General features: G+C 63.6%; 12 protein-coding genes. 2 read left to right on the top strand and 10 right to left on the bottom strand.

Annotation, left to right across the window (positions count from 1 at the left end):
• Positions 1 to 18: 18 nt before the first annotated feature.
• From ACR0NY_RS10280 to ACR0NY_RS10315, 8 genes are all read right to left on the bottom strand, one after another.
• On the bottom strand, positions 19 to 429 hold the full coding sequence (locus ACR0NY_RS10280) for a universal stress protein (RefSeq protein WP_093964495.1): 411 nt from the start codon (positions 427 to 429) through the stop codon (positions 19 to 21).
• Positions 430 to 451: 22 nt separating this feature from the next.
• Positions 452 to 1,432 carry a zinc-dependent alcohol dehydrogenase gene (locus ACR0NY_RS10285; RefSeq protein WP_170367765.1) on the bottom strand — a complete coding sequence of 327 codons (981 nt, stop codon included), beginning with the start codon at positions 1,430 to 1,432 and terminating at the stop codon, positions 452 to 454.
• Positions 1,429 to 2,190, bottom strand: coding sequence for an SDR family NAD(P)-dependent oxidoreductase (locus tag ACR0NY_RS10290; protein WP_170367762.1), 762 nt, complete (start codon positions 2,188 to 2,190; stop codon positions 1,429 to 1,431). The genes ACR0NY_RS10285 and ACR0NY_RS10290 overlap by 4 nt, the downstream gene beginning before the upstream one ends.
• Complete coding sequence (hisD, locus tag ACR0NY_RS10295; RefSeq protein ID WP_170367760.1) at positions 2,183 to 3,490, bottom strand: histidinol dehydrogenase; 1,308 nt, start codon at positions 3,488 to 3,490, stop codon at positions 2,183 to 2,185. Before hisD ends, ACR0NY_RS10290 begins: the two co-directional genes overlap by 8 nt.
• 12 nt (positions 3,491 to 3,502) lie before the next feature.
• Positions 3,503 to 4,831 (bottom strand): TRAP transporter large permease, encoded by a 1,329-nt coding sequence (locus ACR0NY_RS10300; RefSeq protein WP_170367758.1) that lies wholly within the window; start codon positions 4,829 to 4,831, stop codon positions 3,503 to 3,505.
• An 11-nt stretch (positions 4,832 to 4,842) separates the two neighbouring features.
• Positions 4,843 to 5,355, bottom strand: coding sequence for a TRAP transporter small permease (locus ACR0NY_RS10305; protein ID WP_093964490.1), 513 nt, complete (start codon positions 5,353 to 5,355; stop codon positions 4,843 to 4,845).
• A gap of 98 nt (positions 5,356 to 5,453) precedes the next feature.
• Positions 5,454 to 6,599 carry a TRAP transporter substrate-binding protein gene (locus tag ACR0NY_RS10310; RefSeq protein ID WP_170339629.1) on the bottom strand — a complete coding sequence of 382 codons (1,146 nt, stop codon included), beginning with the start codon at positions 6,597 to 6,599 and terminating at the stop codon, positions 5,454 to 5,456.
• Between the two features lie 24 nt (positions 6,600 to 6,623).
• Positions 6,624 to 6,806, bottom strand: a complete 183-nt coding sequence (locus ACR0NY_RS10315) for a hypothetical protein (RefSeq protein WP_170367756.1) — start codon at positions 6,804 to 6,806, stop codon at positions 6,624 to 6,626.
• 135 nt (positions 6,807 to 6,941) lie between these two features.
• Between ACR0NY_RS10315 and ACR0NY_RS10320 the strand changes: the two genes are divergently transcribed.
• The gene (locus ACR0NY_RS10320) at positions 6,942 to 7,967 is read left to right on the top strand and encodes a LacI family DNA-binding transcriptional regulator (protein WP_170367754.1); all 1,026 of its coding nucleotides are present in this window, start codon (positions 6,942 to 6,944) and stop codon (positions 7,965 to 7,967) included.
• 14 nt (positions 7,968 to 7,981) lie between these two features.
• On the opposite strand, the gene ACR0NY_RS10325 is transcribed toward ACR0NY_RS10320, so the two are convergent.
• Both ACR0NY_RS10325 and ACR0NY_RS10330 read right to left on the bottom strand, forming a co-directional pair.
• Positions 7,982 to 8,953 carry a LysR family transcriptional regulator gene (locus ACR0NY_RS10325; protein ID WP_170339623.1) on the bottom strand — a complete coding sequence of 324 codons (972 nt, stop codon included), beginning with the start codon at positions 8,951 to 8,953 and terminating at the stop codon, positions 7,982 to 7,984.
• A gap of 90 nt (positions 8,954 to 9,043) precedes the next feature.
• A complete protein-coding gene (locus tag ACR0NY_RS10330; protein ID WP_170339621.1) occupies positions 9,044 to 11,479 on the bottom strand; it encodes a GcvT family protein in 2,436 nt (811 codons plus the stop codon).
• A gap of 185 nt (positions 11,480 to 11,664) precedes the next feature.
• Between ACR0NY_RS10330 and ACR0NY_RS10335 the strand changes: the two genes are divergently transcribed.
• Positions 11,665 to 13,182 (top strand): trimethylamine methyltransferase family protein, encoded by a 1,518-nt coding sequence (locus tag ACR0NY_RS10335; RefSeq protein WP_170367753.1) that lies wholly within the window; start codon positions 11,665 to 11,667, stop codon positions 13,180 to 13,182.
• Positions 13,183 to 13,239: the final 57 nt, after the last annotated feature.

The following is a 13,239-nucleotide window of genomic DNA, read 5'->3' on the forward strand; positions in this document are numbered from 1 at the left end:
GAGGGCGCGATGGACGGGTCAGGCCCTGCGGTGGACGTGGACGGCACATTTTGCATGCCGCACCACGCGCGACGCGGTGGAGCCAAGGAAATAATCAGTCAGTCCGGGACGGTGCGAGCCAATGACGACGCAATCGAACCCGTGGTCGTTGGCATAGTCGATGATCGTGCGCGCGGTGTGGCCCTTGACCAGTTCGGGCTTTACATCCGGCAGGCCTTTCAGCTTTTCCATCAGGACTTCGCGGGCCCGGGCAAAGCCATCGGCCACGGCATCCTTGTCCAGATAGACGCTGACCGATCCCTGAGGCATCTCATAGACATGCAGAGCCACGATCTCGGCGGATCCGCCGCCCAAGGCACGGGCGATCTCGAGCGTTTGCGGTGAAATGCCGTGGTCAAGCGCCATGGGGACAAGAATTTTCTTATACATGGTTACCTCCAGTTCCGGGCGGTCAGGCCCACGGGGACAGCACGATTTTCGGAACCGCGACCTCGCCCGAGCGTAGCTGGGCAAAGGCCCGGGCGCCATCGGCCAGATCGCGTTCTTCGATCCAGTCCAGAGGCCCCAGCGCGCCGTCAAAGATGGCTTGGGCGGTCTGACGGAAATCCTGCGCGGTATAAGTGTAGGTTCCGATGAAGGTGATCTCTTGCAGGGTCATGCGCCGTACGTCCAGCCCGCCGGCGTCCTCGCCCAGGCCCACATGCGCGATCACCCCGCCGGGTTGGGCCCGTTCCGAGGCCACCGCACGGGTGGCGGCAAAGCCCACGGCATCGACCACGATCGGGAAGTCGCCCTGCGCTTCAGCTACGACCTTGGCGCAATTCAGCCTTTGCAGGAACGTCCGCCGCAGGTCGTTGGGTTCGACCACGGTCACATCCACGACATCCATCGCCCGCAGCGCCAGCGCCGCCGCAAGGCCAATCGCCCCACCCCCGATCACCAGCGCACGACGCTCCATCGCCGGGTGCAGCGCCTCGAGCGCGAGGCGTGCGGCGTGCCAGCTGACGGCCAGCGGCTCGGCCAAGGCGGCTTTGGCGAAGGGTACATGGTCCGGCACCTCGACCAGATTGTCCCAGGGCATCGAAACATATTGGGCAAAGGCACCTTCGCGCGGGGGCATCGAGATGATCTGACGGTCGGGGCACAGGTTTTCCCGTCCCGCTTGGCAGGCCGGACACTGCCCGCAGTTTACAAGCGGATTGATCGTGACCCGCGTTCCGTCCTTGGGGCCGCCGATCACTGTGCCCGCCGCCTCGTGCCCCAGGATCAAGGGCGCCGGGCGGCGTGCATCATGACCCAAGTAGGCATGCATGTCGGACCCGCAGATCCCAGCGGCCTCGACCCGGATCAGGTGCTCGCCAGGTTGCGGCGCGGCGTCCGGTACGTCGCGATAGACCAACTGTTCGACACCTTCATAAACCAGAGCTTTCATTTCGCCGTGAACCCCCCGTCAACCATCAGGATCTGCCCGGTGACATAGTCGGATGCCTGCGAGCACAGAAAAAGGATCGGCCCGTCGATGTCGTCCATGCGGCCATTGCGACCGATGCAGGTCTGCGCCGCGTTGCGGGCCGCGCGGGCCGGGTCATCAAACACTGCCTGCGTCAGCTCGGTCGGAAAGAAGCCCGGGCCGATGGCGTTGGCGGTGATCCCGTGGGACGACCAGGCCTCGGCCATGGCGCGGGTCAACTGTGCGATCCCGCCCTTGCTGGCCCCATAGGCGATCCCGCCGGGAAAGGCCCGCGTCGTCTGCAGCGAGGCGAAATTCACGATCCGGCCCCAACCACGCGCCTTCATCGCAGGCACCATGGCCTGGCTGAGGAAGAACGGCGCACCGAGATTCAGGCCCAGCGTCGCGTCCCAGCCTTCGGGCGTGACGTCATCGGCGGCCTGTCGCGTGTTCACCCCGGCGGCATGAACCACGATATCCGGCGCGCCGAACGGGGCCGCGATTTGTTCGACCAGCCTTGGCAGGCCGTCCCGGTCGGCCACGTCACCTGCGACCACCGCAGCGCTTAAACCGATCTCGGCCTGCAACTCGGCCAGTGCCTCGGCCCGTCGGGCAACGCCCACCACCTTCGCGCCTGCAGCCGCCAGCACCTGCGCAACGCGCCGGCCCAGCCCCGAACTGGCGCCCGTGACGCAGGCCACCCGGCCGGTCAGATCGAACAGGTCGAGGGGGTCATTCATCTGCGGTCAGGTCAAAATTTTCGTCCGGGAAATACTTGGCCAGACGCACATCGGCCGCGCGGGCGTGGCCCTCCATCCCTTCCAGCCGCGAAATCCGCGCGGTCGCCTCGGCGATGGGTTTCGAACCCTCGCGCGTGGCCCGCTGCCAGGTGACGATCTTCATGTATTTGTGCACGCTCAACCCGCCGGTATAGCTGGCCGCGCCCGAGGTGGGCAGGACGTGGTTCGTTCCGGTGGCCTTGTCGCCATAGGACACGGTCGTTTCTTCGCCCAGGAACAACGAGCCATAGCAGGTCAGCCGATCCAGCCACCAATCCAGATCCGCGGCCTGCACGGTCAGATGCTCGGGGGCGTAGTCGTCGGAACACGCGGCCATCTCTTCGCGGTCCGCGCACAGGATCACCTCGGCATAGTCGCGCCAGGCGGCGGCGGCATTGTCGCGGTTCAGCTCAGGCAGATCGGCGATCAGGGTCGGAACCATCTCCATCACCCGGGTCGCCAAATCGCGGTCATCGGTCACCAGCCAGACGGGCGAGTTGTAGCCATGCTCGGCCTGACTCACCAGGTCGGTGGCCACGACGAAGGGGTCGGCCGTGGCATCCGCCAGGATCAGGCTGTCGGTCGGGCCGGCGATCATGTCGATGCCGACCTTACCGTACAGAATGCGCTTGGCCTCGGCCACGAACTGGTTGCCCGGCCCCACAAGGATGTTGGCGCGCGGCAGCCCGAACAAGCCATAGGTCATGGCGGCCACGCCTTGCACGCCCCCCATGGCCAGGATGCTGTCAGCGCCGCTGATATGGGCGGCGTAGACGATCGCCGGGGCCACGCCCTCGCCCGGGCGGGGCGGCGAACAGGCGGTGATGTGACGGCACCCCGCCACTTTGGCGGTGGTCACGGTCATGATGGCGCTGGCGATGTGGCTATACCGCCCGCCGGGCACGTAGCAGCCCGCCGCATCGACCGGGATGGCCTTCTGCCCCGCGATGAAGCCCGGCACGATTTCCAGCTGCACATCCGACACGGTGGCCTTCTGCGCCTCGGCAAAGCGGCGCACGTTGTCCTGGGCAAAGCGGATGTCGGCCTTGAGCTTTTCCGGCACCCGCGCGCAGGCGGCGTCGATTTCCGCGGGGGTCATCAGTACGTTGCCCTCGAACTTGTCGAACTTGGCCGCGTATTCCATCGCCTTGGCGTCGCCGCCGGCCTCGATGTCGGCCAGAATGGTCTTGACCGTGTCATGCACCTCGGACGCGTGGGATTGTGCGGTCAGGGTGGCCTTCTTGAGGTATTCACGCGACATATTCAGAAGATCCTATTGGTAGATTTCAGGAAGCAAAGTGGTCGACAGCGCCGGAACGTAGGCGATCAGGATGACGACGATCAGCATGGTCAGCACGAAGGGCACGGCGCGGGCCGCGATCTTGAGGATGGATTCACCCGTGATCCCCGACACCACGAACAGGTTCAGCCCCAGTGGCGGCGTAATGAAGCCCACCCCCAAGGCGGTGATCATCATGATGCAGAACTGGATCTCGTTCATGCCGATATTGTCCGCCAGCGGTTTCAGGATCGGGGCTAGGATGACGATATTCGGTGTCGTCTCCATGACGCAACCGGCCGCGATCAGAATGCCGATCATCAGCAGGATCAGCAGGAACGGATCCTCGGTCAGCGAGGTCACCGAGGCCACGAAGCCCTGCGGCACGCCCATGATCGCCAGCGCCTCGGCCAGCGGGGCCGAGAAGGCGATGATCGGCAGGATAACCCCGTTCACCTTGGCCGAGCTGACCAGCATCGACGGGAAGTCCGCCAGCGTCAGCGTGCGCAGGATGAACCCCATGATGATGGTGACGACGACGGCGGTCGCGCCGGCCTCGGTCGGGGTCAGGCGACCCGAAAAGATGCCATAGAAGATGATGCCCGGCACGATGAAGGCGTACCAGCCCGACTTCAGCGCCTTGCCCAGGTTGGCCAGCCATTCGCCCATGGTCATCATCCCGCCGCCCTCATAGGCGTAGAGACGGTTCATGATGATATTGGTCACGAGGATCGAGATCAGGATCGCCAACCCCGGGATCAGAGCAGCCAGAAACAGGGTCGAGGCCGAGATGCCCAGCACGAGCCCGATGATGATATAGGCGATCGAAGGCGGGATCAGGATGCCGGTACAGGCCCCCGCCGCCACCAGCGCACAGGCATAGGGGCGCGGATAGCCGCTTTCGACCAGTCGGTTGATCGTCATCCGACCCACCGCCGCCGCCCCCGCCGCGTCAGAGCCTGAGATGGCCGCGAACATGCCGCAGACCAGAACCGTGGCTGAACCGAACCCGCCCTTGGCAAAACAAGTCAGCGCCTCGGCCACGTCCAGAAACTTGCGCGACAGCCCGGTGCGCACCAGCACGTCGCCGGTCAGGATGAACAGCGGCACCGCTGTCAGGGCAAAGGCGTCGATGCCGGTGAACAGGCTTTCGCCCACAAGGCTCAGCGGCAGGTCGCCCGACATGACCAGCATCACGATCGCGGCCGAGCCGATCGCGGCCCAGACCGGTACCGCCAGCGCGATCAGGCCGACGAACAGGATCACGGGCAGGTAGAAATCCCAGCCCAGTTCAACCGTTTGATTGAGAGAACTCCAAAGCATCCGGTTTCTCCTCAGTCAAACAGCTTGTCGCCTTCGAAGACGGGCGTGCCGTCACGAAGACTTTTGATGTCATTCATCAACGATTGGATCAGGCGCCAGATCATCAGAGCAAAGCCCGTGGGCACCGCCATCAGGAACCACACCTTCGAGACCCGCAACCCGTCAGTGACCGAACCGAACTTGGCCGAGACATGCACCGCCTCGTAGGACCAGTAGAGCGCGATGACCGCCACCGCGAACATCACCAGATCACCGAAGATATACAGCACCGCCTTGGGCCGGGGGCCGAGGTAATGCATGATCACGTCGATCCGGATATGGGCGCGTTCCTTGACCGCCGCCGCTGCGCCGATCCAGGCCAGATAGATGAAGGAATAGCGGACGATCTCCTCGCCCCAGATCGAGGAATAGGCGAAGATCTCGCGCCGCAGCACCTCGATTGCCATCGTGATGACGAGCATCACGTAGAACACCAGAAGCAGCCAGCGTTCGGCATTGCGGTCTATGGTTTTGAGTAAGGACATCGCTTCCCTCGGCAAGGCTGGGGGGATGGGCCTGAAAGCTCAGGCCCTGCAGGTCTGACGAAAAGGCGGGCGCGCGTCCGGCGCCCGCCCGGTTCGCATCAGGCGTCGTGGACGTAGTATTTGCCTTGGGTACCGGCCGCCTCGACCAGCTTTTCGAAGGCATCCATCGACCCGGCCAGCTCGGTCTTGAATGGGTCCCATTCCGAGCGCTGATAACCGCCGGCCTCCTGCCACTCGGCCAGTTGGTCGTCGGTCAGCGAGTGGAACTGAACCCCGGCCTTGTTCAGTTCGGCCATTGCATAGGCGCGAGCCGAGGGAACCTTGGCGAGGTTCTGGTGTCCGGTCATCTCCGCGCCCCACATGATGCCCTCTTGCACGTCGGCCGGCATCGAGTTGAACCATTCCAGGTTGCAGGAATAGACTTGGCTGTCCGGCACCGCCTGAGTGAAGGTGACGTGAGACAGAATGTCCTTGAAGCCAAACACATACAGCGCGCCGACCGACGGGTCGAGCGCATCCGCCACGCCCTGCTTGATGGCCGAGGGGGTCTCACCCCAAGCAACCGGGGTCGGGTTGGCGCCGACCATGCGGTAGTATTGCTGCAGCATCTTGGACCCGGGCACGCGGAATTTGATCCCGCTCATGTCCGAGGGGGTGATAATGGCATTTCCGCCCTGGCGCACGGCCACGACGCGCGGGTCGATCACGACATAGAACAGCGCCTTGAAGCCTGCGGCCTCGACCTTGGGATGCACTTCGTTCTTCCAGGTGTCGGAATGCACCAGGTTGGTGAACCGCTGGTTCGAGCCGCACAGATACGGCATGTTGATCAGGTCCACGGTCGAGGCAAAGGGTGCGAAGTTCGACAGCGAATGCTGCGCGGCCTGGATGGTTCCGCCCTGAACCTTCTGCACCAACGCGCCGCCCGCGCCCAGCTGCCCGCCCGGGGCCAGCTTGACATAGACCTTGCCGTTGGTTGCGTTCTGGATGTTCTCCTTCAGGTCCAGCTGCATGATCGGATAGCTGCGCGAGGCGCCCAGCACATAGGCTGTAGCGACCGTCATCACATGCTCGGCAGCTTGTTCGCGTTCCTTTTCCTCCTTCGCGGTCTGCGCTGCGGCCTCGGATGACCACAAAACGCCGCTTGCGCCCGCCACCAGTGCGGCCGTGAACGCGCCACTGGCACTGAGTTTGAGGAAATTGCGGCGTTCAGCTGACGCCAGTTCCATTTGATCTTTGTTCATTGATTGCCCTCCCATTGGAAAAATTCAGCCGCCGTTCTCCTCGCGCGCGGCCTCTTTTTTCAGAATTGCGACAACGAACAGGATCGACGCCGCGAACAGAACCAGCATCTCGCCCACATCCCCAAGAAACGCGCGGCCTGCAAACGCACCCAGCGCCACGTTCGCGAAATAGACGACGAAGACGATGACGGATGCGGCAAGGAACATGTTCGGGACTCCGGGTAGAATCGGCACTGATGCCATTTGTAAGCGCTTACATAGAAAATGCAAGCGCTTACATTTCACCTTTCATTGCCAATCCGATCCGGTTAGAATTGAAGAGAACAAAGATTAGGTTTGGAAATGTCGAAGCTGAAGCCCGCCCCGACACTGGATGACGTTGCCAGAAGGGCAGGCGTTTCCACGGCTACGGTCTCGCGTTGCATCAACACCCCGGACAGGGTGGTCGAAGCGACCCGAAAACGCGTGCAATCGGCGATCGAGGCCTTGGGCTATACACCGAATTTCGCGGCTCGGGTCATGGCGGCCAAGCGCACGTTTACCATTGGCGCGATCATCCCGACGATGGAAAACGCCATCTTTGCGCGCGGCTTGCAGGCCTTTCAGGAAGAGCTGCACCAACATGGCTATACGCTACTGGTATCCAGTTCGGCCTACAAACCGGCAACCGAAGAAGAGCAGATCCGAACTTTAGTCGCCCGCGGCGCCGATGGCCTGCTGCTGATCGGTCACGACCGGGCGCCGCGCATCTACGAATTTCTTGAACACCGCGAAATTCCGGCGCTGGTTGCGTGGTCGTTTTCCCCGGACGGGCGTCTGCCCTCCATCGGATTCGACAACCGGGCGGCCATGTACGAGCTGGCGAAATGGGTCCTCGACCTCGGACACAGACGGCTTGCGGTGATATCCGGCATTACCCACGGCAACGACCGCGCGCGCCTTCGACTGGACGGCGTGCGCGACGCTGTTCGGCAGCACGGGCTTGACCCGCAGGTGCTTCAGGTCATCGAGACCCCGTATGAAATCGAAAACGGCGCCGAAGCGTTCGCGCGTTTCATGTCGCAGGACACGCCGCCGACGGCTGTCATGTGCGGCAACGATGTGTTGGCCGCTGGCGCTTTGCTCAGGGCTCAGGACATGGGGCTGAAAGTGCCGCAGGATGTCTCGATCACCGGGTTCGATGACATCGAACTGGCCCGGATCCTGCGCCCGGCTTTGACAACTGTGCATGTGCCGCATCGGGAAATGGGCGGAAAAGCCGCGAAGGCATTGATCGAAATGGTTGAAAAAAGGACCCCGGCGGCCGGTGAACACCTGTACACGCATATCGTCGAACGGCAGTCCCTGGGTCCTGCCAACTCGCGGTAATCCGCGTGCCCGGGTCAGGCGGCCTGATCTTCCATCGTCCGGAAATCACCCTTCAGCCACAAATGCCGTTTGCACATCGGCTCGGTGAAATACTGCCGGATCAAGCTGCTGAGGGCCTTGTGGATCAGTTTAGAAGTGGTGTCAGGATAGACCTCGGTCGTGAACAGGGAAACGATCCTGACAAAGTTCCGCCCCGGAAAAGGCGTTGCCCGAACCGAGTCATGATAGCGATGCGCCCGGTGGAAACACCCGGCAGTAGTGATCGCCCATCCGCTGCCTTCGGCCACCAACCCCATGATCGACTGGTTGCATTCCAGCTCGAACCGGTTGGGCAGGTTGTACTTGTTGCGCGTCAGCTGGATCTCGATCTGCTTGCCGATCGTGTAGTCTCGCGAATACCGCAGCAGCGGCAGGTCGGAATGGGGCGAGAACAGGTCCTGCACCTCGCCCTTGAACTTTTCGGGCACGATCACGATGAACGGATCGCGCATCAAAGGATATTCGATCAGCCCCTGTGTGCCGCCGGGCGGTCGGGTCGCCACACCTGCGTCCAGCTTGTGCTCCTGCAATTTCTCGATGATTTCGTGGCTGGGCCGCGTGAAATGCCGGAAATTGCAGCGCGGCAGCGCATGGGCCAGGAACCGGATCAGTTCGGGCGCGATCTGGTTGTCGAAATCGTCCACCAGGGCCAGCCGCAGATCGGTGGCGTGGCGCCAGTTGCCAGACCGGATCTCGGCCTCGCCCCGCTTCAACACGGTCAGGCCATCCCGTACATAACGCGAAAATACTTCGCCAGCCGGTGTCAGGCTCATCGGACGACGGCCGTGATCCACCAATGCGATGCCAAGGGCGTCTTCCAGACTGCGAAGATGGTTGGACACGGTGCTGATCGACAAACCCGTTTCCGAGGCCACCTGTTGAATCGAACCGGACTTGGCGATCAGGCGAAATACTTCCAACCAGCGCAAGCTCAGTGTTTTGGACACGGGGCAAAACCCTCCCGCAATTTCGATTTCATCGAAACTAGCGAAACAGAGTTTTGGCTTTCGGGCAATGGTGAATGTTGGTCACCCCAATTAGCTGCGCATGTGGATGAAGTCGGGATCGTAGGGGCAGGCAGGAATCACCCGCGCCGGAACCCTGTCACCGCACAGGTCCAGCATCATCTCGCTGCCCTCGGGCGACTGGTGTGGCTCGACAAAGGCATGCGCAAGGTTCAGCCCGGTACGATGCCCCCAGTCGCCCGAGGTCACCGTTCCCACCACCCGATCCCCTGCCATCAGCGACGCACCGGGATGCGCGGGCGCGTGCGCGGCCTGCACCTGCAGGGCAACCAACTTGCGTGACGGCCCCTTGGCCTGCCGTTCGATCAGCGCCGCGCGCCCGATGAACTCCGGTTTGTCCAGCCGAACAAAGCGGCCCAACCCGGTTTCGAACGGGTCGAACTCGGTGATCAGGTCCGCCTTCCAATGCAGGAAGGTTTTCTCCATCCGCATCGACTCGACTGCCCGCGCGCCGAACAGTTGCAGGCCAAAGGCCTGTCCGGCCTGCCGCAGCGCAAGATAGGCCGCATGGAGCGAGGCGTTGGGCACATGGATCTCATAGGCCAACTCGCCCGAGAAACTGACGCCCATCACGGTAGCGGGCGCGATCCCGACAAAGCACTCGCGTGCGCTGAGCCATGGGAAGGCGTCCCGCGACCAATCCCCGCGCGAGCAGGCCGACAACACGTCACGCGCCCGTGGTCCGGCCAGAACCAGGATGGTCTGGTCGTTGGTCAGGCTGCGCAATTGCACGTCCTCGTCGGGAGCGATGTATCGGGACAGCCAATCCATGTCGTGCAGCTCGGCCGCGGCGGCCGAGCCGTACCAGACGCGATCCGGCCCCCGGTCGCTGGCGGGCAGATTGGCGATGGTCGCCTCGGCCTTGACCATGCCCTGATGGTTCAGCAGATAGGCCAACCCCACCCGACCCGGGCGACGGGGCAGCGCGCCGCAGATCATCCGGTCAAGGAACGCATGCCGGTCGGCGCCGGTGATCTCGATCCGGTTGAACCCGTTGACCTCGGCCAGCCCGACATTCTGCTGCACGTTGGCGACCTCGGCGGCGATCACGTCGAAGGTTTCGTCAAAATCGAAACTGAGCGTCGGCGTGAAATCGGGCGTGGGCTTGATGTACTCGACCCGCTCCCACCCATTCACCACGGTAAACTCCGCGCCCTCGGCGGCCAGAACCGGGGTCAGCGGCGTGGTCTTGGCGGGCCGCCCGGCGGGGCGGTGCTCGTGCGGAAAATGAAAGCGGAACTCGTTCTGATAATCCTCGATCGCCTTCAGCGCGGTCAGCTCGACATTGGCGTGCCCGGCGAACCGGCGCGGGTCGAGGCACCAAGTGTCATAACAGGCCTCGCCATGCACGATCTGCTGGGCCAGCAGCCAGCCGTGGCCGCCCCCCTCGCCCAGCCCGGCCCGCAGCCCGATGATGCAGAATGCGTTGCGCTTGCCGGGGATCGGCCCGACCAGAGGCGCGCCGTCGATCGTGTAGGTGATCGGGCCGTTGACGACCGTGTGGATCCCTGCCTCCATCAGCGCGGGCATGCGGGCAAACGCGCCTTCCAGCACATCGGTCACCCGATCCAGATCGTCGGGACACAGCGCGTTGACGAAGTTCGGGTCGATCCCGTCCATGCCCCAGGTCTTGCAGTCCTGTTCGTAGAAGCCCAACAGCAGGCCGTTCTTTTCCTGCCGGCAGTAATAATCGCTGATCGGGCAGCGCAGCAGCGGCATGCGGTGGCCAGCGTCGCGGATCGCGGGGATTTCCTCGGTCAGGAAATACTGGTGCTCCATCGAGGCCACCGGATGGTGCACGCCCATCATCGCGCCCACCTCGTTCACGCGGTAGCCACAGGCATTCACCACGATGTCGCAGTCGATGTCGCCGTGCTCGGTATGAACGGTCCAAGTGTCGTCCCCATGCTGGCTCAGAGCAATGACCGGCGTGTTGCGATAGACCTCGGCCCCGGCCTTGCGCGCCCGCCGCGCCAGCGCCTGGCACAGCTGTGCCGGGTCGATGTCCCCGTCCAGCGGATCCCACAGGCCACCCAGCAGGCTCTCGGTGGAAATCAGCGGGTGGCGGCGGGCGCATTCCTGCGCGTCGATCACCTCGAAATGCACGTCCATCCCTCGCGCCATCGACGCGAAATGGCGATAGCCCTGCATCTGCGCTTCGGTATTGGCCAACCGGATGCCGCCGTCGCCATGATGGTAGTTGATCGGATAGTCCGGGTCCTCGGCCAGTTCCTTATACAGGCGGATCGAATGCGACTTGAGCCCCACCATCGTCTGGTTCATTCCGAAATTCGTCACCTGCGCGGCCGAATGCCATGTGGTGCCGGATGTCAGCTCGTTGCGCTCTACCAGAACCACGTCGCTCCAGCCTTCCTGCGTCAGGTGATACAGGGTTGAACAGCCGGCGATTCCGCCGCCGATCACCACGACTTTGGTGCGCGATTTCATGGGTGTGCTCCTTCTGAGGTTCTCCGAACCCTGCCGAACGGCGCAGCGGGCGGGCAATGGCGCAGTGGCCGGTCCCGAAAAATCGAAACGGGAATTGAGATTTCTCAAAACGGCATTTCCGCTTTGGCTGCACCCCGCGTTGCCGCATACCCTGCAGGGCAGGATCGGATCAGGAGCCTTCGGAGATGCCAGAACAGGGCAAACGCGGCGGGCGGCGGGCCAGGCTGGCGCAACGGGCGGCCAAACCGGCATTTGACCCCTGCCCGCCCGGCCAGATCGGCGGGCAGTACAAACCCCTGACCTTGCCCGAGATCGCGGCGATCCACGACACCGCCCTGCGCCTGCTGGAAACGCTGGGCATGGGCGAGGTGCCCGACCGCCTGGCACAAGACCTGATCGCCGCAGGTGCGCGGCCAGGCCCGCCGGGACGGCTGGTCTTTCCACGAGCGATGGTCGAAGGCGCGGTCCGGCGGGCCGCCAAGCGGTTTACCCTGCACGGGCGCGACCCGGCCCGGTCAATCGAAGTGGGCGGCGACCGCGTGCATTTCGGCACCGGCGGAGCAGCGGTCCAGACGCTGGACCTGGACAGCGGGCTCTATCGCCCGTCGACCCTGGCCGATCTGCATGATTTCACCCGCCTTCAGGACACGCTGGCCAATGTCAGCTGGTTCACCCGATGCTGCGTCGCCACCGACGTGCCGGACAATTTCGATCTGGACGTGAATACCGCCTATGCGCTGATCCGGAATACCACCAAACCGGTGGCGACCTCGTTCACGCTGGCCGAACATGTCGCGCCCATCGTGCGGATGCTGGATATCGCCGCCGGAGGCCAAGGCGCCTTTGCGGAACGCCCGTTCCTGAAGGCGCATATCAGCCCGGTGATCTCGCCCTTGCGGTACGGCGAAGATGCGGTGGACGTGGTCTATGAATGCATCGCGCACAACATCCCGATGTCCTGCATCACAGCAGCCCAGGCCGGGGCGACCGCGCCCGCCACCATGGCCGGGTTTCTGACCCAGTCTCTGGCCGAAACTCTGGCCAGCCTGGTCATGGTCAACGCGATCCGGCCGGGCTTTTCCATGGTGTTTTCCAACTGGCCCTTCATCATCGATCTGCGCACCGGCGCGTTTTCGGGCGGCAGTGGCGAAACCGCCGTGCTGAACGCGGCCTCGGCCCAGATCACCAACTGGCTGGGGCTGCCCTCGGGCGTGGCCTGTTCGATGACCGATGCCAAGGCCATCGACGCGCAATACGGCGCCGAAAAAGGCATCACCTCGCTGGCCGCCGCGCTGGCCGGGGGCAACCTGATCTATGAAAGCTCGGGCATGACGGCCTCGCTGCTGGGGGTCAGCTTCGAGGGGTTCGTGCTGGATGACGAAATGCACTCGCACACCTATCGCGCCCTGCGCGGGATCGAGGTGACCGAAGAAAACCTGGGTTTTGACGCGATCTGCCAATCAGTTCTGGGCGAGGGCCATTTTCTGGGCAGCGCCCACACCCATGCGGCGATGGAGCGTGACTATTTCTACCCCGCCCTTGCCGACCGGGCCGAGCCGCGCAGCTGGCAGGACAGCGGCGCCCGCGATGCCTGGTCCACCGCCCGCGACCGCGCGCGTGAAATCCTGCGCACGCATCACCCGCAATACCTCAGCCCCGAACAGGAGGCCGAGATCCGCGCCATTTTCCGGATTCTGTCCTGATCCGACGTTGCTGTGTCGCGGACTGGGTGTTTTTGACGCGGGCTTGGCGCTAGGCTC

Source organism: Ruegeria sp. BJ5, from assembly GCF_056537865.1.

Coding starts and splice junctions, on each gene's coding strand:
- ACR0NY_RS10330 (WP_170339621.1), bottom strand. CDS start 11,479: ATGAAATCGCGCACCAAAGTCGTGGTGATCGGCGGCGGAATCGCCGGC.
- ACR0NY_RS10300 (WP_170367758.1), bottom strand. CDS start 4,831: ATGCTTTGGAGTTCTCTCAATCAAACGGTTGAACTGGGCTGGGATTTC.
- ACR0NY_RS10280 (WP_093964495.1), bottom strand. CDS start 429: ATGTATAAGAAAATTCTTGTCCCCATGGCGCTTGACCACGGCATTTCA.
- ACR0NY_RS10320 (WP_170367754.1), top strand. CDS start 6,942: ATGTCGAAGCTGAAGCCCGCCCCGACACTGGATGACGTTGCCAGAAGG.
- ACR0NY_RS10290 (WP_170367762.1), bottom strand. CDS start 2,190: ATGAATGACCCCCTCGACCTGTTCGATCTGACCGGCCGGGTGGCCTGC.
- ACR0NY_RS10315 (WP_170367756.1), bottom strand. CDS start 6,806: ATGTTCCTTGCCGCATCCGTCATCGTCTTCGTCGTCTATTTCGCGAAC.
- hisD (WP_170367760.1), bottom strand. CDS start 3,490: ATGTCGCGTGAATACCTCAAGAAGGCCACCCTGACCGCACAATCCCAC.
- ACR0NY_RS10285 (WP_170367765.1), bottom strand. CDS start 1,432: ATGAAAGCTCTGGTTTATGAAGGTGTCGAACAGTTGGTCTATCGCGAC.
- ACR0NY_RS10305 (WP_093964490.1), bottom strand. CDS start 5,355: ATGTCCTTACTCAAAACCATAGACCGCAATGCCGAACGCTGGCTGCTT.
- ACR0NY_RS10335 (WP_170367753.1), top strand. CDS start 11,665: ATGCCAGAACAGGGCAAACGCGGCGGGCGGCGGGCCAGGCTGGCGCAA.
- ACR0NY_RS10310 (WP_170339629.1), bottom strand. CDS start 6,599: ATGAACAAAGATCAAATGGAACTGGCGTCAGCTGAACGCCGCAATTTC.